We start from the raw sequence: 19,482 nt of genomic DNA, 5'->3' as shown, positions 1-19,482 counted from the left end.
TCTCCCTGGCGGCAGGCCCGTTCCGGGCTGAAAATTGGTGGTGGTTGCCCGCCGACGTCGTTTGCTTCCTGGTCCGGTTGAGGCCGTGGATTAGTCGGACGCCGAGAGCCGCGCCATGGGCCCTTCACTGTGCTTCGAGCACGCGGATCAGCTTCGCCTTTCCCCTGCGGCTCTTGCGGGCAGCACGTGCAGGGTGCTGGAAACGGCGGGAGGCTGTGGTGCTGGAGGAGACGCAAGACACCGAGGAGATCATCGAACGGGTCGCGGCGCTGGATGTCGGAAAGGCCGAGCTGGTCTGCTGTGTCCGGTTGCCCAGCGAGGATCGGCCGGGCAAGCGGCTGCAGGAGGTCACCACGCACACGACCATGACCCGCTCGGTCTTGTCGCTGGCCGATCGCCTGCACTGTCTAGGCGTGACGCGGGTGGTGATGGAAGCGACCAGCGATTACTGGAAACCGATCTTCTACATCCTGGAAGCGGCCGGGTTCGAGACCTGGCTGGTCAATGCCCGCGATGTCAAACATCTGCCCGGGCGTCCCAAGACCGACCGGCTGGATGCGGTCTGGTTGTGCAAGGTCGCCGAACGGCAGATGATCCGCCCCAGCTTCGTGCCCCCGCCACACATCCGGCAGATGCGGGATCTGGCCCGCTACCGCTGCGACCTGGTGTCGGTGCGCACGGCGGAGAAGAACCGGGCGGAAAAGCTCCTGGAAGACGCACAGATCAAGTTATCGGTGGTGGCCTCCGACATCTTCGGCGTGTCCGGCCGCGCCATGATGAGCGCGCTGATCGCAGGAGAGCGCAACCCCGCCGTGCTCGCGCAGATGGCCCGCGCCAGCATGCGCACCAAGATCAACGCGTTAGAGGAGGCGTTCACCGGCCGCTTCACCGACCACCACGCGTTCCTGCTGGCCAAGATGCTGGCCCGCGTCGATCAGCTCAACCGGGACATCGCCGAGGTCGACGCCAAGATCGAGGAGCTCATCGCCCCTTTCGAGCAGGCGGTGGAGCGGCTGGATGACATCCCCGGCATCGGACGCACCGCCGCCTCGATCATCCTGTCCGAAATCGGGCTGGACATGACGCGCTTCCCCACCGCCGGCCACCTGGCCTCCTGGGCACGCTTCGCCCCCACGACGAAAGAATCAGCCGGCCGCAAGAAAGGCCGCAGCGCCACCGGCCACGGCAACCCCTACCTGGCCCGCGTCCTGGGCGAAGCCGCGGTCTCGGCCGGCAAAACCAACACCTTCCTCGGCGAACGCTACCGCCGCATCGCCCGCCGCCGCGGCAAGAAGAGAGCCATCGTCGCCGTCGGCCGCTCCATCCTCACCATCATCTGGCACCTGCTGTCCGACCCCAACGCTCACTTCATCGACCTGGGCGCCGACTTCCACGACACCCGCATCGGCCCCGAACGCAAGAAACGCAACCACATCCGCCAACTCGAAGCCCTGGGCTACCGAGTCATCTTGGAACCCATCGCCTGACCAGCTGACCTGATCACAAACCCCGGCCCACCGAGAGCCGCCGGGGTTCGCTGCCGCCTTCCTACTTACTCTCCGATTTTCGGATCAGCCCGATGAGGGCCGGTCCCGCCCAGGAAACGGCACGCCGTCAGACCGTGCCGGCCGCACGACGAACGGCCGGTCCCGACACGGGACCGGCCGTCATCAGAGGGCTGTTACCTCACACGGGGATCAGACGCGAGTCCACTTCTGGTTGCTCTGGCCGTTGCACGCCCAGATCTGTACCTTGGTGCCGTTGGCGGTGCCGGAGCCGGCGACGTCCAGGCACTTGTTCGCCCCCACCGCCGTGATCGTGCCGTCGGCGTTGAGGCGCCACTTCTGGTTGTTCTGCCCGTTGCAGTCCCAGATGATCACCGCGGTGCCGTCGGCCGTCCCGGCCCCGTTCACGTCCAGGCACTTGCCGTACACCCGCAGCTCACCCGCGGCGGTCGACGTCCACTGCTGGCCGGACTGCCCGTTGCAGTCAAAGATCTGCATCTGTGTGCCGTTCGTCGCCGAGGCTCCGTAGAGGCACCGGTTCGACCCCACGCCCCGCAGCGCGCTCGTGCTGCCGGGGGGCGAGCCGTCACCCTGCCCGACGCCCTTGCCGTTGAAGGTGAACGAGTCCACGTCGAACGAGTTCGCCGACGACGCCTTGAACACGACGTAGACATTGTGGGTGCCGCCAGGGTCGGTGACCCGCACCGCGGGCAAGGACACGTAGGTGTTCCATCCGCCGGTCGCCGTCACGGGACTGGAGGCGATGAGCGCCCCGGTCGGCGAGTCGGCGTGCAGTTCGATGGACGCCCCGGTGTTGGACGGTGCCGAGACCCGGAAGGACACCGTGTCGATCCCGGACAGGTTGATCGGGCTGAAGGAGATCCAGTCGTTGCCGGAGATGTCGCCGATGCGCCTGCCGCCTTCGGCTCCGGGCTCATCGACGATCCGGATTCCGGACGAGCCGGTGAAGTGCTCGGCCTGCTTGTGCTTGGGCTGCAGGGTGACGCCGGCGCTGCCCTTCAGGCCGCCCTTGTCGGTGTAGTCGGCGGACAGGGCGTAGTAGACGTTGGCGGCCTCGTCATGGCCGGAGGCGGTGGTCGTGACCGTCCCGGAGCAACCGGTGTACTGGCCGGTGTCGTGGGCGTGCTGGTCATGGCCGAGCGCGGTGATCACGTTGACCTTGGTGCAGTCGACGGCTCCGTCCTCGGAGTCGGTGACGTTCACCGCGTAGGTCACCTTGTCGCCGAAGTCGATGAACCCGCCGTCGGGCGGAGCCGAGAAGACGACCTTGGGACGGGTGTTGCCGACGACGATGGGCAACGTGACGCTGCCCGTCTTCCCGCCCGAGTCCCGTACGGTCAGCTTGGCCGTGTAGGTGCCGTTGGCGTTGTAGGTGTGGGACGGGTTGGCGCTGGTGGAGGTCCCGCCGTCGCCGAAGTCCCACGCGTAGGTGATCGCGTCGCCGTCGGGGTCGGCCGAGCCGGCCGAGGAGAACGTCACCGTCAGCGGCGCCGCGCCCGAGTCGGGGTTGGCGCTCGCCTTGGCCAGGGGCGCGCGGTTTCCGGCTACGTAGTCGACCCGATAGACGCTGTCATCGGTGTTCTCGTGGCCGAAGCCGTTGCCCCAGTCGGCCATGTACAGGGCGCCGTCCGGACCGAACTTCATGTCGATCGGCGCATGCGGGGCGAGCTGTGCCGCGAAGGGGTTGATCTTCAGGAGGTTGCCCGAGGAGTCCAGGCGGAACTCCTTGACGAAGTTGCGGCTCCAGTCATAGAAGAACGGCGTGCCGTCGAAGTACTCGGGGAACTTGCGGTCAGAGCCGCCGGCCGCGTCGTAGCGGTAGAAGGGGCCGCCCATCGGGGCGGCACCGCCGCAGCAGTTGATCTCGGGGAACTCGGCCGAGGCGTGGTAGTTGTACCAGACGGTCGCGGGCTTGGCCGCGGGCAGATTGGTCAGGCCGGTGTTGTTGGGCGAGTCGTTGACCGGTGCCGAGCAGTTGAACTTCGCGCCGGAGGTGTTGGTGGCGAAGTTGAAGTCGTTGAACGGGATGTTGTTGCCCACGCAGTACGGCCAGCCGTAGAAGCCCGGCTGCTTGATCAGGTTCCACTCGACGGTGCCCTCGGGACCGCGGTTGGGGTTCGCGGAGCCCGCGTCAGGGCCGTAGTCACCCACCGAGATCCAGCCCGTCACCTTGTCGACCGAGAAGCGGAACGCGTTGCGGAAGCCCATCGCGTAGATCTCCGGCCGCGTCTTGGCGGTGCCGGAGGTGAACAGGTTGCCGGACGGAATCGTGTAGGTGCCGTCGGGCTCGGGGTGGACGCGCAGGATCTTGCCGCGCAGGTCGTTGGTGTTGGCCGCGGACCGCTGGGCGTCGTAATGCTCCCGGCCCGGCCGCTCGTCGATCGGGGCGAAGCCGCTGGACCCGTTGGGATTGGTGTCGTCACCCGGGCCGATGTACAGGTTCCCGCCCGGCCCGAACGCGAGGTAGCCGCCGGTGTGGCCGGGCTCGTCGACGTTGCGGTACGCCGGAACCTCGATGATCTTCTTCTCACTCGCCAGGTCGAGGCTGGTGCCGTTGAAGGTGAACCTCGATACCCGGTTCACCTCACCGCCGTTGGACGGCGAATAGTTGACGTAGATCCAGCCGTTGGTGGCGAAGTTCGGATCCAGCGCCAGCCCGACGCCGCCGTCCTCGCCGCCGTCGTACACCGGCAGGGTGGCGATGACGCGCGTGCCGCCGCCATTGGCGGGGATCAGATTCACCTTGCCCGAGCGCGAGATGTAGAAGACCCTGCCGTCGCCGGCCACGTCGAGTTCCATCGGCTGGTCCGGTGCGCCGTCCAGAGTCACCTTCTGGAACCGGGCCGCGACGGTGCCGCCGCAGTCACCCGGCGCCGCACCCGCCGCCCACTTCACCCCACCCAGCAGGTGCTGCTTGAACAGCGACTCCGCATAGGAGGACGCCTGGTGACCCATCGCGGTGGCCCACACCCGGCCGCCCTCCGGGTTGTGGCACCAGGAGATCGGGTGATCGGCACCCATCTTGTTCGGCCCCGCGTCATAGGTGGTCTCGTCCGCGCTCACCAGCACGTGCACCGAGCCCCGCAGGTTCTTGTCGAAGTTGTACCACTCCTCCGTGCGCACCCACCGATCCGGCAGTCCCTTCGTGGAGGGGTGAACCTTGTCGGCCACCTTGGCGGTGCCCTGCAGGATCGCCGAATGCGCGGTCATGTGCGCGCCGGCCAGGGCAACCTGGTCCCACCAGGGGAACTGCGTCTCGATGTTCATGTCGGTGGCGTTGTGGATCGCGACGACGCCGTGGCCGCTGCGCACGTACGCCTGGAAGGCCTGACGCTGGGCGTCGTTGTCCCACACCATGCCACTGGTCTGCAACATGATCACCGCGTCGTAGGTGTTCAGGTTCGCGGTCGTGAAGACGGCGGAGTCCTCGCTCTGGTCGAGCTGGAAGTTGTTGTCGGCCGCCATCTGCTGGAACATCGCGACACCGGCGGGGATGGAGTCATGCCGGTAGGCGCCGCTCGCGGTCTTGCTGAACAGCAGCACCTTGAACTGCGGAGCGGCCGCGTGCGCCACCATCGGCACCGCGGACAGCCACAGCCCTAACAAGGCTGCGGCCAGGGCGGGAAGCAGGCGTGATCTTCGCATGAAGGATCTCCTGGGGGGCGGCTCGTGGCGACCATGTGAGACCAGATGTCGAATCGATTCGGAACGAAAATAGGTCTGGCTAAACATAGGTGTCAAGCAGGCTTATTCCGCGAATCCAGGACCACCTTTTCGCTTCTACTGAGCCAGAGTCTCGCTGCGCTTACCAGATATCAGCAGGTGAAGGCGATGCTATCGGTGCCGCGTTTTCTCACCGACCCCCAGTGAGACAACGAAAAGACCCTTCGATAAGTATGAAACTTTCAATCAGAGAGTGCGCAGGTAGGCGAGGCCGTCCACAGCCAGCGCGTCCTGGCTTTTCGCGAGAGGCCGCCAGATGGAGGCCGCGGTGGCGATGGTCTGGTTGTGCGCGGTGAAGGACTCGATGACGAGCGGCCCTCGATAGCCGACGTCGTGCAGGGCTCCGGTGAAGCCGGGCCAGTCGAAGCGGTCGGCCCCCGGCGTGCCGCGATCGGTGCCGCACACCTGCACGTGCGCGATCCGATCCGCCGCGACCCGCACCGCCTGGGCGGGGTCTTTCTCCTCGATGTTCATGTGGTAGCTGTCGAGTGCCAGGTGGCAGTCCTCGGGCAGCGCGTCGAGGGCCTGCTCGACGGTGTTGATGAGGCTGGTCTCGTACCGGTTGAGCGGCTCGACCGCGAGCTTCACCCCGCGCTCGGCCGCGTGGTCCAGGACGGGCCGCAGCCGCTCACGCAACTCGGCGTAGACCTTCCGGCGCTCGTCCGGTGACAGCCGCCACGTACGGCCGACCGAGGCGTACGCCGGTCCCCCGATCACCGGGGAGCCGACGGTCACCGCCACATCGACGCAGTGTCGCAGATAGTCCTGGGTGTCGCGGACGGTCGCCGGGGAGGCGGCCACGAGCTCGCGCCCCGGCGGCATGACCAGCACCACGGACGCGGCCAGCCCGTGCTCGGCCAGCACCGTCGCGGCCTTGTCCGGGTTCCAGTCGCCGGGTCGCTCAACGGGCAGCTCGATGACGTCGAAGCCCCACCCGGCGATGCGGGGCGCGAGCCGCGCCAGGTCATCGTCGGTCAGCGGGGAGACCCAGACCCACGTGTTCACGCCGATGGAGAACATGGTGTCCCTCTTCGTCGTCGGTTCGCGGAAGGAGCCGATCAGCTCTTCTTCCCGCCCCAGGCCTCCGGGAACCCGGGAAGGTCCTCACAACCGCACAGCGCGTAGTGCAGCGGCGGCATGTTGGGCTTGAGATAGGTCGGCAGGTTCTCGCTGGTGACCTTCGGCTGCGGCAGGTTCCACATCTTGGGCACGTCCTCGCCCTTGAGGATCTTCAACGCGGCGATGATCGGCGTGCGCCACTGGTAGGTGGGGTATGTGGGTGCGACGGCGGTGAGGCCCGCGTCCTTCCACTTCTGCAGGAAGTCCTGCTGGTCCTCGCCGTTGATCGGCGGCACCGGCACGCCCGCGTCCTCGAACGCCTCGATCGCCGCCACCGCCGTGGCGCCCGAGTCCATCCAGACGCCGTCGATCTTGCCGTGCCGCTGGAGGTAATCGCTCACGATGCTCTTGGTCTTGGCGGCGTCGCCGTCGGTGAACTCCACCCCCACCACCTGGAGCCGGCTCTTGTCGAAGACCACCTTCGCCGCCGACCAGCGGGTCTCCAGCACGTCCACGCCCGGCAGGATGCGCAGCGCCAGCACCTTCCCGCCCGCCGGCACCTTCTCGACCAGGAACTCGGCGGCGTCGGCGCCGAAGGCATAGCCGCCGATGGGCTTGATGAACGTCACCGGGCAGTCCGTCTCCACACCCCGGTCGAACACGATGACGGGCACCTTCTGGCAGGCGGCCGTCACGGCGGGGGTGAGCGTGGCCGTGGTGTTCGGCGAGACGATCAGCGCGTCGCAGCCCTTGGCCTGCAGCTCGGCGATGTCAGAGATCTGCTTGTCGTCCTTGCCCTCGGCGTCCAGGGCCGTGAACTTCTCGATCTCCTTGTGCAGGCCGGCCTCTGCCCGCATCGTCTTCCAGCCGACCTGGCGCCAGGGGTTGTTGACCGCCGCGTTGGAGAAGCACAGGTGGTACGGCCCATCCTTCTTGTACTTCGCCGTGTCGACCATCTTCGGGGCGATGGCCTGCTCCCAGGGCTTGTCCGCGGGACCCTGCGGCGTCTGGGAGCGCATGGCCAGCTGGGCGTCGAAGTCCGCCCGCGCGAAGAACTTCGACTGCGCGCCCGTGCCCGAACCCTGAGTGCTCGCGGCGGAGGCCGCGGGTTGTGTGGTGGCCGCCGGTTTGTCGGTCGTGCAGCCGGCGAGGGCGAGCGCGGTGAACACAACGACTGCGGCCTTATGGCGCGGCATGTGCGTCTCCTCTTCGGGGGGTGAACGTCCGGGGAAGCCGGATGGCTCCCGCCGCGACCGCGGCGATGATGATGACGCCCTGCACGGTGGACTCCAGCGGCCCCGAGATTCCGTACAGGTTGAGCAGGGTGAACAGCGCCTCCAACGTGAAGGCTCCGGCCATGGCGGCCGGCACGGAGCCACGGCCGCCACCGAGCGCCACGCCGCCGAGGACGACCGCGGTGATGGCGGAGAACTCCAGCCCCTGGCCGGCCTGCGCCGAGACCCCGGCGAAACCGCCGAGCAGGATCGCCGCGACGGCCGCGGCCAGACCGGAGAGCAGGAAGGCGAAGATCTTGGCCCGGTCGACCCGGACCCCGGACAACGCCGCGGCACGCTCGTTGTCACCGGTGGCGATGAGGGTCTTGCCGAAATCGGCGCGCATGAGCCAGATCGCCGCCGCGCCCGCGGCCAGCAGGATCAGCACCGACCACGGCAGCGGCCCGAGCCCGCCGCGGCCGAACGTCCGGAAGCCCTCCGACAGGGCGCCACGCGGCGCGCCGCCGGTCCAGAGGAAGACCGCCCCGCTGAGGATGAGCAGCATGCCGAGCGTCACGATGAACGACGGCACCCGCAGCTTGGTGGTGACCACGCCGTTGACCAGTCCGACGAAGAGCCCGAGGACGATCAGCAGGGCGAGGACCGGCCAGGTGGCGGACTCGTCGCCGTCGATGAGCCGCGCGGCGATCACCACTTCGGCCGTCACCAGAGAGCCGACCGACAGGTCGAACTCGCCGGAGACGATGACGAAATACTGGCCCGCGGCCAGGATCACCAGCGGCGCGGCCCGTTTGAGGAACGCCAGGAACCCGGCGGGCTCCAGGAAGTAGGGGTTGGTGACCGCGATCGCGATCATCAGCACCGTGAGCACCACGAGGATGGGAAGTGCCTGCTTCATGCCGACCGCCTTGTTCCGCGCCGGGCGTAGACGGCCACCGCGATGACGATGACCACGCCGCGGACCACGTCCTTGACGAAGGAGTTGACCTCGAGCTGGTTGAAGATGGTGTCCAGGACGGCCAGCAGCAGGACCCCACCCACGGTTCCGGCGACACCGCCCTTACCGCCGGCCAGCGCGGTCCCGCCGAGCACGACCGCGGCGATGGACTCCAGGTCGTAGCCGCCGTCGGTGCCCACGGTTGGCGCCCCCGCCCCGAGCCTGGCGGCCAGCAGCAGGCCCGCGATGCCGGCGCAGACGGAGCAGAGCAGGTGGGTGAGCACGATGATCCGGCCGGTACGGATCCCGGACAGCCGGGCGACCTCCTCGTTCCCGCCCACCGCGTAGATCCGGTAGCCCAGCCGGGTCCTGCTCAGCAGGAACCAGGCCACGACGGCCACGCCCGCCCAGAGCAGGGCGGAGACGGGGATCGGCCCGATGCGGGAGTAGCCGAGGAGCTGGAACGACTCGGGCACCTTGCCCGCGGGGCCGTCGTACAGGTGGTCGACGATGCCCTTGATGATCAGGGCGACGCCGAGCGTGGCGATGAAGGCGTGGACCTGGAGCCTGGTGATGACGAGCCCGTTGACCAGCCCCACCAGCGCGCTGACGGCCAGCACCGCGGCGACCGCCGGCACGATGTTCCCGTCCTGGCCCGCCATGATCTCCGCCGCGACCAGCGAGCTCAGGCTGACCAGGTACGCCACGGACAGGTCGAGCGACCCGGCCAGGATCGCCAGCGTCTGCCCGGTCGCCACGATGCCGAGGGCCGCCGAGCGCTGCTGGATCCCGACGATGCTCTCCATGGTGAGGAACTGCTCGCCGCCGAGCGCGACGAGGGCCCAGCCGACCGCGACCAGAGCGAGCAGCGCGAGGAACACCACCTGTGTGGGTTCGCGCAACCGCGCCGCCAGGCCACCGTGCGCCTCGCCGCGGCGGGCGGGACGGCGCCCGCGCACGAGCAGGTTCATTCAGGCCACCTCTCCGGCGGCCAGGCGCATGACGGCCTCCTCGCCGGCCCCGGCCGGCAGCGTGCCGGCGACGCGGCCGTCGCGCAGGACGACGACGCGATCGCTCATGCCGATGAGCTCGGGCAGCTCGGAAGAGATCATCATGATGGCCATGCCGTCATTCGCCAGGTCGCGCATCAGGTCGTGGATCGCGGCCTTGGCCCCGACGTCGATGCCCCGGGTCGGTTCGTCGAACAGCAGCACCCGCGGCGCCATCGTCATCCATTTGGCGAGCACGACCTTCTGCTGATTGCCTCCGGACAGGTAGCGGACCTCCTGTTCCTGGCGCGGCGGCGAGAGGCGTACCCGCTCGAGCAGGCCGCGCAGGCCGTCGCGGCCCTTGGCGCCCACCGCGCGGGCGACGAGCAGGGCGTTGTCGCGCACGGACTGTCGCAGCGCGAGCCCTTCGGCCTTGCGGTCCTCGGTCACCAGCCCGATGCCCATGGCCACGCCTTCCCGGACCGAGCGCGGGCGCGACGGGCTCATCTCGCCCGTGGTGAACGGCTCCGCGCCGAAGATCGCTTTGGCGAGTGCCGATCTGCCGGATCCCTGCAGGCCCGCGATGCCGACGATCTCCCGGGCACGCAGTTCCAGATCGATGTCGCGGAGCTTGTGGTTGCCCGCTCCGCGCAGGCTGAGCCGTACCTCGCCGGCGCCCGCCGAGCGGGGCGGGAAGTAGGTGGCGAGGTCGCGGCCCACCATCAGGCGGATCAGCTCGTCCGGGGTCACCTCGCCGATCGGGCACGTGGTGACGCGCGAGCCGTCCTTGAGGACGGTGACCTGGTCTGCGAGGTCGAACACCTCGCGTAATCGGTGGGAGATGTACACGACGGCGACGCCGCGTTCCCTCAGCCGCCCGATCAGCCGGCGGAGCAGCTCGACCTCGTGCTCGGCGAGCGCCGCGCTGGGCTCGTCCATGACGACGAGCCGGGCGTTCACCGACAACGCCTTGATGATCTCGACGATCTGCCGCTGGGCCACCGACAGGCGCTTGACGACGTCGCGGGGGCCGAAGGGTTCCTCGCCCAGCTCGTCGAGGAGCCGCGCGGTCGCCGTCTCCATGGCGGTCCGGTCGACCAAACCGCGTCTGACGGGCTCGCGCCCGAGGAAGACGTTCTCGGCGACGGTGCGCTCGGGCAGCAGGTTGAACTCCTGGTGGATGATCGCGATGCCGGAGCGCTGCGCCTCGAGCGGATGGCCGAAGGAGACGGGACGGCCGTCGATCTCGATCGTGCCCTCGTCCGGCGGGTGAATCCCGCAGATGATCTTCATCAGGGTGGACTTGCCGGCGCCGTTCTCGCCGACGACGGCGTGGACCTCGCCGGCCGTCACGTCCAGGTCCACTCCGGACAGCACGCGCACACCCAGGAAGCTCTTGCCGATGCCGCGCATGCTCAGCACGCGGCCCACCGGCTATCGGCAAGTTCCTGGCTTATATTCCTCACTCTGCGGGATGCTAAGCGGGCTTATATCGACGGTCAAGCAGAGCTCGCGCCCGATACGAGCGGAGATGCCAGCAGGCGGCGCAGGATTGGACAAACAATAAGCCCGCTTATGCTTGACCATTAACAAAAATACCTCATACCATCGCAGATACTTACATATCGGATGCCTTCCGCATCCAGGGCTAGTCCCGACACGATGGAGCTTTCATGGACAAGCTCGGTGTGTGGCTTATCGGGGCACGGGGATCCGTGGCGACCACTGCCATCGTCGGCGCCGCGGCCATCAGGGCAGGAGCAGCGACCCCGCAAGGATGCGTGAGCGAGTCCCCCGGCTTTCCCGGACACCTGGTTCCGCTGACCGGCCTGACCTTCGGCGGCCATGACATCACCGAGACCTCCTTACGCAAGCGCGCCGAACAGCTGGGCAGAGCAGGGGTCATATCACCGGACCTCCCTGGGCTGCTCGCGTCCGATCTGGACGCCGCCGACGCCGAGATCCGGCCGGGCTACGTCCCCGGCGACGGCGGCCGGGCCGCGACCCGGCTGATCGACGACATCGCCGGCTTCCGCGCCCGGCACGAACTGGCCCGGGTGGTCGTCGTCAACGTGTCGTCGACCGAGCCCCCGGTGGATCCGCGCCCCGAGTTCGAGAGGCTGGCCGATCTCGAGGATCGGCTGGCCGCGGGGGACGACGTCCTGCCGCCGAGTTCCCTGTACGCCTATGCGGCCTTCCACGCCGGGTGCGGCTATGTGGAGTTCACCCCCTCCACCGGGCCGACCCTGCCCGCCCTGGCGGAACTCGCCGCCCGGCGGGGCGTGCCGTACGCGGGACGCGACGGCAAGACCGGCGAGACCCTGGTCAAGAGCGCCCTGGCGCCCATGTTCGCCGACCGGGCGCTGCCGGTCCGCTCCTGGTCCGGGCTCAACCTCCTCGGCGGCGGCGACGGGGCGACACTCACCGATCCGGCCGCCAGATCCAGCAAGCAGCTCTCCAAGGACCAGGTCGTCGCGAAGGTCCTGGGCGGACCGGTCGAGGGTGAGACGCACATCGACTATGTCCCGGATCTCGGAGAATGGAAGACAGCCTGGGACCACGTGACCTTCGACGGCTTTCTCGGCGTGCGGATGACGCTGCAGTTCACCTGGCAGGGCTGCGATTCGGCGCTGGCCGCTCCGCTCGTCCTGGACCTGGCCCGGCTGGTCGCCCGTGCGCACGAGAAGGGGCGGCACGGCGTCCTGTCCGAGCTCGGCTACTTCTTCAAGAGCCCGCTGGGGACGGACGAGCACGCCCTGGCCGCCCAGTACGCCCGGCTGCGCGCCTTCGCCGAGGAGCTGTCATGAGGGCGCTGCTCGAGCTGGTCCGCGCACCGGCCGCACTGTCGGTGCCGGGGGACACCATGGCGGGGGCCGCCGCCGCGGGACGGCGTCCGGCACCCGGCCTGGCCCTGGCGTCGGTGCTCATGTACTGGTCGGGAATGGCGCTCAACGACTGGGCGGACCGTGAAGCGGACGCCGTCGAGCGTCCTGAGCGCCCGATCCCGTCCGGCCGGGTCCGCCCGGGCGCCGCGCTCGGGCTCGCGGCCGCCCTGACCGGTGCGGGCCTGGCCGTCGCCGCCGTCGCCGGCGGCCGGCGCGCTCTCACCGGCGCCGGCCTGCTGGCCGGCGCGGTGTGGGCCTACGACCTGGGCCTCAAACGGACGGCGGCGGGACCGGCGTCGATGGCCGCCTGCCGGGTGCTGGACGTGCTGCTGGGCGCCGGCGAGCAGGCCGGGGCCGCCGTGCCGGCGGCGCTGGCGATAGGCGCGCACACCTACGGGATCAGCGTCCTGGGCCGGGCCGAGGTGGCGGGGGCGGCACCCGGGACGGCCGAACGCGCGCTCGTGGCCAGCACCGTGGCGGCCGGGTTCGCGGCGGCCTCCTGTGTGCGCAACGGAGCCGCCGCCCAGGCCGGAGCCGGCGTCCTCATCGCCGGCTATCTCGCCGCCACCCTTCCGGTCCAGGCCGGGTTACGGGCCAGTCCCGGCCCCGAGAACGTACGGCAGGCCGTCCGGCTGAGCATCCTCGGCCTGATCCCGCTCCAGGCGGCGGCGGTCGCCGGTGGCGGACGGTTCGCGACGGCGAGCGCGCTGCTGTGCTCACTGCCCCTGGGAAGGTGGCTCTCCTCCCGGCTGGCGACCTCGTGAACTGGGCCTACTGCACCAACGGCTTCGCCGGCCACCGGCTGCCCGAGGCGCTCACGGTCCTGGCCGATCTGGGGTACACCGGTGCGGCGATCACCCTCGACCACGGTCATCTCGACCCCCACTCCCCCGGCCTGGTCGCGGAGGTGTCGCGAATCGGCGGGCTCCTGGAACGCCTCGGCCTCGCTGCCGCCGTCGAGACGGGCGGGCGTTACACCCTCGATCCCCTGCGCAAACACCATCCGACCCTCATCAGCGACGACGCCGAGCGCAGGGTGGAGTTCCTGACCACGGCGATGCGGGTCGCCGCCGACCTGGGCGCTCCCGTGGTGCACCTGTGGAGCGGGGTCCGGCCCGACGGCATGCCGGAGGCGGAGGCGTACACGCGGCTGGCCCACCAGTGCGCACGGCTGCTCGACGAGGCGGACCAGCTGGGCGTCACGCTCGGATTCGAACCCGAACCCGGGATGCTCGTCGCCGACCTTGACGGGTTCGACCGGCTGCGTGCGATGCTCGGCGCCCACCCCCGCTTCGGTCTCACCCTCGACATCGGGCACTGCCACTGCGTGGAGCGGGAGGACCTGGACGCCTGTGTCCGCCGGGCGCTGCCGTACACCGTGCACGTGCAGATCGAGGACATGCGCCGGGGAGTCCACGAGCACCTGGAATTCGGCGAGGGTGAGATCGGCTTCGTGCCGGTGCTCGCCGCTCTGCACGGCTACTCGGGTCTGGTGGCAGTGGAGCTGGCCCGGCACAGCCATGCGGCCCCGCAGGTCGCCCGCCGCTCGATCGACTTCTTGAGGAGGGCACATGAACGAGCCGGAACAGGAGTGGCTGGCACGGGCCGTCCGGCAGGTCGAGGCTGACCCGTACGCGATCCACCGGCTCTTCCCGCAGGCCGAACGGCGGGGCGGCCCTGGCGCCCGGCGCGCGCTGCTCGGCGCGCTGCCCGGCGGCCACGCGACGATCCGCGGCCTGTACGAGGCCGGCGACAGCGGCGAGCGGCTGGCGATCCTGACCGCTCTGCACGAGCTCGACCTGGGAGAGACGGCGGTCTGGCTGGTGGAGGACGCGCTGCGCACCAATGACGCGCGACTGGTCGCCGCGGCCCTCGGCCCGTACGGCTCGGCATGGCTGGACGACCACGCCTTCCGGCAAGGGGTGCTCAAGTGCGTCTTCATGTCGATCCCGCTGTCGGCGGTGGCCGGGCTGGACCGCCGCTTCGACGCCGAACTGGCCCGGATGCTGTCGGACTACGCGGCGGAGCTGCGGGCGGCCGGCCGGCCCGTCCCGCGCGACGTCCTGGAGAGGAGCTGAATGCGCATCTTCGACCCCCACATCCACATGACCTCCCGGACCACCGACGACTACCAGCGCATGCACGCCGCGGGCGTCCGGGCCGTGGTGGAACCCGCCTTCTGGCTGGGGCAGCCCCGTACCAACGTGGGCAGCTTCCTCGACTACTTCGACGCGCTGGTCGGCTGGGAGCCGTACCGCGCCGCGCAGTACGGCATCCACCACCGCTGCGCGCTCGCGCTCAACCCGAAGGAGGCGAACGATCCGCGGTGCGCGGGGGTGCTGGCCGAGTTGCCGCGATACCTGCTGAAGGACTCCGTCGTCGCGGTCGGCGAGGTCGGCTACGACTCCATGACGGCGGAGGAGGAACGAGCCTTCGAGGCACAGCTCACCTTGGCACGAGTGAATGATCTTCCGGTGCTCGTGCACACGCCGCATCGGGACAAGGCCGCGGGCACCCGCCGGACCCTCCACGTGGTCCGGGACGCCGGGATACCCCCCGGGCGGGTGCTCATCGACCACCTCAACGAGCTGACCGCCGGCATGGTCGCGGACTCGGGCTGCTGGATGGGGTTCTCGATCTACCCCGACACCAAGATGGACCCGGACCGGATGGTGACGCTGCTCAAGGAGTACGGCACGGACAGGATGCTGGTGAACTCGGCCGCCGACTGGGGACGCAGCGACCCGCTCAAGACGCGCGAGGTAGCCGATGCCATGCTCGCGGCCGGCTTCGGCGAGGACGACGTGGATCGGGTGCTGTGGCGCAATCCGGTCGCCTTCTACGGGCAGAGCGGCCGCCTCGACCTCGAGACCGGCCCGCAAGCCGCCCCCGACCACGCCGGCAACACGATCAAGCGAGGGTGACCATGCGCCTGCGCCATCCGGACGGCTCGACGGTGCACCTGTCCTACTGCACCAACGTCCACGCCGCCGAGGATCTCCCCGGTATCCACGGTCAGCTGTCCGGCGTCGCGGCGCGGGTCAGGCACCTGCTCGGCGTCGAACGGCTCGGGCTCGGGCTGTGGCTGTCGCAGCACGCCGCCGCGGACCTCCTCGCCCGGCCCGAGGAACTCGCCGGGCTGCGCGAGCGGCTGACCGCGCTCGGGCTGGAGGTGGTGACCCTCAACGGGTTCCCCTACCGGGGCTTCCACGACGAGATCGTGAAGTACCGCGTCTACGCCCCCGACTGGGCCGACGCGGAGCGGCTGCGCCACACGCTCGGGCTCGCCGAGATCCTCGCCGCGCTGCTGCCGGACGACGTCACCGAGGGCACGATCTCGACCCTCCCCCTCGCCTGGCGGACGGGGTGGACGAGAGAGAAAGCGGCGGTGGTCATGGCCAATCTCGACACGGTCGCCCAGGGCCTGCGCGCGCTGGCCGGCCGTACCGGCAAGGTGATCCGGCTGGGCTTCGAGCCGGAGCCCGGCTGCATCGTCGAGACGACGCCCCAGGCGACCGCCCTGCTGAGCGACGTGGATCACCACCATCTCGGCCTCTGCCTGGACGCCTGTCATATGGCCGTGGGTTTCGAGGAACCCGGCGCGGGCGCCCGCAGCGGGCTGCCCATCGTGAAGCTCCAGGCGTCGTGCGCCCTGGTGGCTCCGCCGGGGGCGCAGTCGGCGCTGGCCGCGTTCGACGAGGCCCGTTTCCTCCACCAGACCCGCTCCGCCACCGCCTACGCCGACGACCTGGGCGAGGCCCTGGCCGGTGGGCTGCCCGCGGACGAGAGCTGGCGCGTGCACTTCCACGTCCCGCTGCACGACGCGCCGCCCCCTCCACTCGCCACCAGCGCCCCCTTCCTGCGTGACCTGCTGACCGTGCTCCTCGGCGGAGAACGGCCGCTGACCAGGCACGTCGAGGTGGAGACCTACACGTGGAACGTGCTTCCCGGCGCGCCGGCCGACGTCGCGGAAGGCATCGCCGCCGAGCTCGACTGGATGCGGGGGCAGCTCGCCGCCCTCGGGCTGAAGGAGACGTGATGGCACCGCTGGTCGTGATCAATGTCGTCGGGCTGACCCCGCGCCTGCTCGCGCACATGCCGAACGTGGCGAAGGCGGGCGCGGCGGCCGCGCTGCGGCCCGTGCTGCCGGCCGTCACGTGCTCGATGCAGGCCACTCTGCTGACCGGTTCGATGCCCCGCGACCACGGCATCGTCGGCAACGGGTGGTACTTCCGGGATCTCGGCGAGGTGCTGCTGTGGCGCCAGCACAACGCGCTCATCCAGGGCGACCAGCTGTGGACCGCCGCGCCCGGCCTGCGCACCGCCAACGTCTGCTGGTGGTACGCGATGGGCGCGCCGGCCGACCTGCTCGTCACCCCGCGCCCCGTCTACCACGCCGACGGCCGCAAGTCGCCCGACTGCTACACCCGCCCGCCCTCGCTCCACGACGACCTCGAGGCCGCGCTGGGGCCGTTCCCCCTGTTCACCTACTGGGGCCCCAACGCGGGGATCGCCTCCTCCGAGTGGATCATCGCCGCGGCCCGCCGCATCCTGGCCCGCGAACGGCCCGATCTGCTGCTGGTCTACGTGCCGCACCTCGACTACGACCTCCAGCGGTACGGCCCCGCCGGCCCCGAGGCGGTGGCGGCGGCCCGCGCGGTCGACGCCGCGCTGGCTCCGCTCCTCGCCGAGAACGCCGAGGTGGTCGTGCTCTCGGAGTACGGCATCACCCCGGTGTCCCGCCCGGTGGACATCAACCGGGCGCTGCGTACCGCGGGTCTCCTGGAGGTCTACACCCAAGCCGGGATGGAGTATCTCGACCCGTGGACGTCCCGGGCCTTCGCCGTCGCCGACCACCAGGTGGCCCACGTGTACGTGCGCGACCCCGCCGACCTCGACCGCACCCGCGCCGTCATCGCCGAGCTGCCCGGCGTGGACGAGGTGCTCGACCACGCGGGGAAGACGAAGTACGGGCTCGACCACGAACGCGCCGGCGAGCTCGTCGCGGTGGCGGAACCTGACGCCTGGTTCACCTACTATTACTGGCTCTCCGACGACCGCGCCCCGGATTTCGCCAGGCTCGTGGACATCCACCGCAAACCCGGCTACGACCCCGCCGAGCTGTTCATGGACCCGAGTGATCCGTTCGTCAAGCTCCGCGCGGCGGCGGCGCTGGCCAGGAAGAAACTGGGCTTCCGGTACACGATGCGGGTGGTGCCGCTCGACCCGGCGCCGGTGCGGGGCAGCCACGGCCGGCTGCCCGACCTCCCCGACGACGGCCCGCTCATCATCGGGCCGTTCGACCGGGACTCCTACGAGGCGACCGAGGTCAAGAGCCTCCTGGCCGGCCTGGCCCTCGGAAGCCGCTGACCGGTTGTCCTTTCAGACGCGGGTCCAGCGCTGGTTGGTTCCTCCGGTGCAGGTCCAGATGCGGGCCTTGGTGCCGTTGGCGGTGCCGTTGACGTCCAGGCACTTGTTCGCCCCCACCGCCGTGATGCTGCCGTCGGCGTTGAGGCGCCACTTCTGGTTGTTCTGGCCGTTGCAGTCCCAGACGATCACACTGGTGCCGTCCGCCGTCCCGGCCCCGTTCACGTCCAGGCACTTGCCGCCCGAGGCCCGCAGCTCACCCGCGGCGGTCGACGTCCACTTCTGGTTGTTCTGCCCGTTGCAGTCCCAGAGCTGCGCCTGCGTGCCGTTGGGCGGCGAGGCACTGACGTCCAGGCACCGACCCGACCCCACGCCCCGCAGCGCGCCCGAACCACCCGGTGTGCTGGTCAGTTCCTTGACGCGGATGTTGCGGAACGCCACCACGTCGCCGGACCCGTGGTTCTGGATGCCGAGGTAGCCCTGCTGGAGCGAGCGGACCGGATCGGTGTTGGTGAAATCATTGATCCTGGTGCCGTTCAGGAACACCTGCAGCCGCTCACCCTCCACCAGCAGCTCATAGGTGTTCCACTGACCCGGCGGGTTCAGCGCCGCGTCGCGGGCGGCGATGTCGGCGGCCTTGAACCCGTAGATCGCCCCGGTCGTCTTGTCCGGGGTGTCGGTCGCGTCGATCTGCACCTCATATCCGGTGTTGAGCGCCGCGTCGGGGTCACTGGTGGCCGGGAAACCGACGATGACGCCGGAGTTGGAGTCGCCGGTCATCCTCCAGTCGAGTTTGACGGAGTAGGAGCGGAATTCCTTGGCGTTGTACCACAGCATGCCCATGCCGCCCTGGGAGGTCAGCGTGGCGTCGCTGTTGGCGAACGACCCCGGCCCGGCCTGCGACCAGCCCGTCGTCGAGCCGTTGTACAACGTCATGTACCCGGTCTCCGGGCGGCAGTCGGCGTTGGTGGCCTTGGCCGCGTACCGGATTCCGCCGAGCAGCAGCGTGCGGAAGTTCGGATCGGCGTACGACTCCTTGGTGTGGCCCAGGCCGGTGTAGAAGGCGCGGCCGGCGGACTGGGGGTGGCACCAGGTGATCGGGTGATCGCCCATGTTGCCGCCGCTGTAGCTGCCCTCGTCCAGGCTCTGCAGCACCCGGACGTTCGGGCGGGGGTTGGTGCGGTAGTTGTACCACTCGTCGGTACGTGACCAGGTCGCTCCCAGGTGGGCGGTCGCGGCGTGCGCCCGGTCCTCGGTCCGCACGGTGGCCTGCTGGATGGCCGGGTGGTTGTTGAACCAGGCCCCCATCAACTGCCCGTAGTACGCCCAGCTGTACTCGGTGTCGGCGGCCGAATGCACCCCCACGTAACCGCCACCGCCGTCCACGTACGTCTGGAAGGCGGCCTGCTGGTTGTCGTTCAGCACGTCACCGGTGGTGCTGAGGAACACCACCGCCTTGTACTGGGCCAGGTTGGCCGTGCTGAAGGCGTTCGCGTCCTCGGTGGCGTCGACGGCGAAGTCGCCGGCGGCCCCCAGATCGCGGATGGCCTGGATCCCGTTGGGGATCGAGTCGTGCCGGAACCCGGCCGTCTTGGAGAACACCAGCACCTTGAAGGCGGCGGCCTGGGCCGGGATGGCGGGGATCACCGTCGCGGCGGCGGTGATCGCCACCACCGCCATGGACAGGCGTCGTAGCGCGGATGTCTTTCGGTCGCTCCCCGCGATGCGCCCGAGCGCGGCGGGGATGAGGTGTCGCAGCAT

The 19,482-nt window shown here is 69.7% G+C and carries 15 protein-coding genes; 8 read left to right on the top strand and 7 right to left on the bottom strand.

Annotated features, from left to right (window positions below):
- Positions 1 to 218 precede the first annotated feature (218 nt).
- A complete protein-coding gene (locus KME78_RS25890) occupies positions 219 to 1,487 on the top strand; it encodes an IS110 family RNA-guided transposase (protein ID WP_219531929.1) in 1,269 nt (422 codons plus the stop codon).
- A gap of 210 nt (positions 1,488 to 1,697) precedes the next feature.
- Here KME78_RS25890 and KME78_RS25885 read toward each other — a convergent pair whose 3' ends face one another.
- The 6 genes from KME78_RS25885 to KME78_RS25860 form a co-directional block, all read right to left on the bottom strand.
- Positions 1,698 to 5,171, bottom strand: a complete 3,474-nt coding sequence (locus KME78_RS25885) for a ThuA domain-containing protein (RefSeq protein ID WP_219531928.1) — start codon at positions 5,169 to 5,171, stop codon at positions 1,698 to 1,700.
- A 264-nt stretch (positions 5,172 to 5,435) separates the two neighbouring features.
- On the bottom strand, positions 5,436 to 6,269 hold the full coding sequence (locus tag KME78_RS25880) for a sugar phosphate isomerase/epimerase family protein (protein ID WP_219531927.1): 834 nt from the start codon (positions 6,267 to 6,269) through the stop codon (positions 5,436 to 5,438).
- Positions 6,270 to 6,307: 38 nt separating this feature from the next.
- Positions 6,308 to 7,504, bottom strand: coding sequence for an ABC transporter substrate-binding protein (locus KME78_RS25875; RefSeq protein WP_219531926.1), 1,197 nt, complete (start codon positions 7,502 to 7,504; stop codon positions 6,308 to 6,310).
- Entirely contained in the window at positions 7,491 to 8,441 is a 951-nt protein-coding gene (locus tag KME78_RS25870; RefSeq protein WP_219531925.1) for an ABC transporter permease, read from the bottom strand. The genes KME78_RS25875 and KME78_RS25870 overlap by 14 nt, the downstream gene beginning before the upstream one ends.
- Positions 8,438 to 9,451, bottom strand: coding sequence for an ABC transporter permease (locus KME78_RS25865; RefSeq protein WP_246651852.1), 1,014 nt, complete (start codon positions 9,449 to 9,451; stop codon positions 8,438 to 8,440). Before KME78_RS25865 ends, KME78_RS25870 begins: the two co-directional genes overlap by 4 nt.
- Positions 9,452 to 10,882, bottom strand: a complete 1,431-nt coding sequence (locus KME78_RS25860; protein WP_219532001.1) for a sugar ABC transporter ATP-binding protein — start codon at positions 10,880 to 10,882, stop codon at positions 9,452 to 9,454. It abuts the gene before it with no gap.
- Between the two features lie 260 nt (positions 10,883 to 11,142).
- Here KME78_RS25860 and KME78_RS25855 point away from each other — a divergent pair, with 260 nt between their 5' ends.
- Genes KME78_RS25855 through KME78_RS25825 form a run of 7 tightly spaced genes read left to right on the top strand, consistent with a single transcriptional unit; the run spans position 11,143 to position 17,724 of the window.
- Entirely contained in the window at positions 11,143 to 12,276 is a 1,134-nt protein-coding gene (locus KME78_RS25855) for an inositol-3-phosphate synthase (protein WP_219531924.1), read from the top strand.
- A complete protein-coding gene (locus KME78_RS25850) occupies positions 12,273 to 13,118 on the top strand; it encodes an SCO3242 family prenyltransferase (protein WP_219531923.1) in 846 nt (281 codons plus the stop codon). Before KME78_RS25855 ends, KME78_RS25850 begins: the two co-directional genes overlap by 4 nt.
- Positions 13,115 to 13,981, top strand: coding sequence for a sugar phosphate isomerase/epimerase family protein (locus KME78_RS25845; protein ID WP_219531922.1), 867 nt, complete (start codon positions 13,115 to 13,117; stop codon positions 13,979 to 13,981). Before KME78_RS25850 ends, KME78_RS25845 begins: the two co-directional genes overlap by 4 nt.
- Positions 13,926 to 14,432: an EboA domain-containing protein gene (locus KME78_RS25840; protein ID WP_219531921.1), complete on the top strand. Its 507-nt coding sequence runs from the start codon at positions 13,926 to 13,928 to the stop codon at positions 14,430 to 14,432. Before KME78_RS25845 ends, KME78_RS25840 begins: the two co-directional genes overlap by 56 nt.
- Positions 14,433 to 15,278: a TatD family hydrolase gene (locus tag KME78_RS25835; protein WP_219531920.1), complete on the top strand. Its 846-nt coding sequence runs from the start codon at positions 14,433 to 14,435 to the stop codon at positions 15,276 to 15,278.
- A 2-nt stretch (positions 15,279 to 15,280) separates the two neighbouring features.
- Complete coding sequence (eboE, locus tag KME78_RS25830) at positions 15,281 to 16,393, top strand: metabolite traffic protein EboE (protein ID WP_219532000.1); 1,113 nt, start codon at positions 15,281 to 15,283, stop codon at positions 16,391 to 16,393.
- The gene (locus KME78_RS25825; protein WP_219531919.1) at positions 16,393 to 17,724 is read left to right on the top strand and encodes an alkaline phosphatase family protein; all 1,332 of its coding nucleotides are present in this window, start codon (positions 16,393 to 16,395) and stop codon (positions 17,722 to 17,724) included. The genes eboE and KME78_RS25825 overlap by 1 nt, the downstream gene beginning before the upstream one ends.
- Positions 17,725 to 17,736: 12 nt before the next feature.
- On the opposite strand, the gene KME78_RS25820 is transcribed toward KME78_RS25825, so the two are convergent.
- Complete coding sequence (locus KME78_RS25820) at positions 17,737 to 19,482, bottom strand: ThuA domain-containing protein (RefSeq protein WP_219531918.1); 1,746 nt, start codon at positions 19,480 to 19,482, stop codon at positions 17,737 to 17,739.

This window comes from Nonomuraea guangzhouensis (assembly GCF_019396345.1).
Classification (GTDB): Bacteria; Actinomycetota; Actinomycetes; order Streptosporangiales; family Streptosporangiaceae; genus Nonomuraea; species Nonomuraea guangzhouensis.
This window is presented reverse-complemented; position numbering and strand designations above follow the sequence as displayed.